Origin of the sequence: Bradyrhizobium uaiense (assembly GCF_010811875.1) — a bacterium.
Classification (GTDB): Bacteria; Pseudomonadota; Alphaproteobacteria; order Rhizobiales; family Xanthobacteraceae; genus Bradyrhizobium; species Bradyrhizobium uaiense.
The window spans coordinates 1-1,302 of record NZ_VKHP01000500.1 but is presented as its reverse complement, the minus strand read 5'-3'; the positions used below and the strand labels follow the sequence as shown (position 1 = coordinate 1,302).

Here is a 1,302-nt window from a genome sequence, read left to right as displayed (position 1 = left end):
CGCTGAAGGTGGGGTAACAGCGTGGCGGGGGGGGGGACGGGGGCGAGAGGGTGGACGGGGGCGAAGGCGGGCACGCATGGGCCGAGGACGAGTGCGGAGGGGGCGGGAGAGAGCTTGGCAGCGGGGTCGGGCGACGCGAGCTCGGCCAGCCGCGTGTGGAGCGCATGGGTGTTGGTCGTGGCAGGGACCAGCGACTGGTGCACATCGGCGAAATGCGCGCCGGCTTTCGGGAAGTAGCCGTCGCCATAGGCGGCGACGTCCTTCCAGTGCGCTTCGAGGCCGGTCTTGCCGGCGACCGCCAGCCGCCACAGCAGCGAGGCCGTGTCGGTATAGATATTGAGCGGCGGATAGGGCCTGCCCGCCGGCTTGATGTGCTGTTCGTAAATCGCGAGCGCGCTGTCGGCGTCGCCTTCCTCGATTGCGATCAAGGCGAGGTGCCAGGCGAGATGGCCCTGCAAAAAACTCGTCCGATCATTCGCCGGCAGCCAGGCGGAGAGGAAGTTGCGGCCTTCCGCCCCGTCACCTTGCTCGAACAGCGCATGCGCCAGCGCGTGCGCGGCGCCGGCGTTCTCCGGCTTCAGCGCATAGCCGCGCTCGGTGATGGCGCGGCCCGCGACGAGGTCGCCGGCCTCGGTCTTCGACCAGCCGAGATAGGTGAGGAACCACCAGTCGTCGCCATAGTCCTTGGCGTAACGTTCGGTGATCGCGAGCCGCGCGGCGTCATGGTCCGCCCGGCCGGAGAAGGCGTAGAGGCCGAAGGCGCCGAGCAGCAGCGAGAGGATCTGCGCATCGCGCGGATATTCGGCAAGATGCTGTTCGGCCGCGGTCATCGCCGTCTTGCCCTGGCCCTCGATCACGGATGCGATGATCTCGATGTGCTGGCGCTCGCGCGGTGTTGCGGCCCCGGCGAGCTGCCGGGCATCGGCCGCCTTGGCGCGGGCCTGGGCGCCTTCCATGTTGAGCTGGTGGACGCGGGCGCGGCCGAGATGGGCCAACGCGAAATCGGGGTCTGCGGCGATCGCCGCCTCGAACGCGGCATCGGCGCCGTGCAGCGCCGCCAGCATGCGATCGACACCGTCGACATAGTATGCGGCGGCGCGGTCCGAATCTGTCGTCAGCGGCAGGCCGTAGCGGTCGCAAATCATCGGTTGTCCTCCCGAATTCGGCTGCGAAGTCTAGCACTACTTTGGCAGAATCTATTTGTACCGGTGTTTTTCAAGGATTTGTTTTCGGCAGTGTGGGCACCGCTGAGACGGCGGCCGAAGGATGAGACCGACGATGGCGTGACGTACGGCGGGCATG

At 67.7% G+C, this 1,302-nt stretch carries 1 protein-coding gene; it reads right to left on the bottom strand.

The features are described 5' to 3' along the window. A partial coding sequence (locus FNJ47_RS46115) for a tetratricopeptide repeat protein (RefSeq protein WP_236000594.1) occupies window positions 1-1,145 on the bottom strand: 1,145 nt, incomplete at its 3' end. Between the last annotated feature and the right edge of the window lie 157 nt (window positions 1,146-1,302).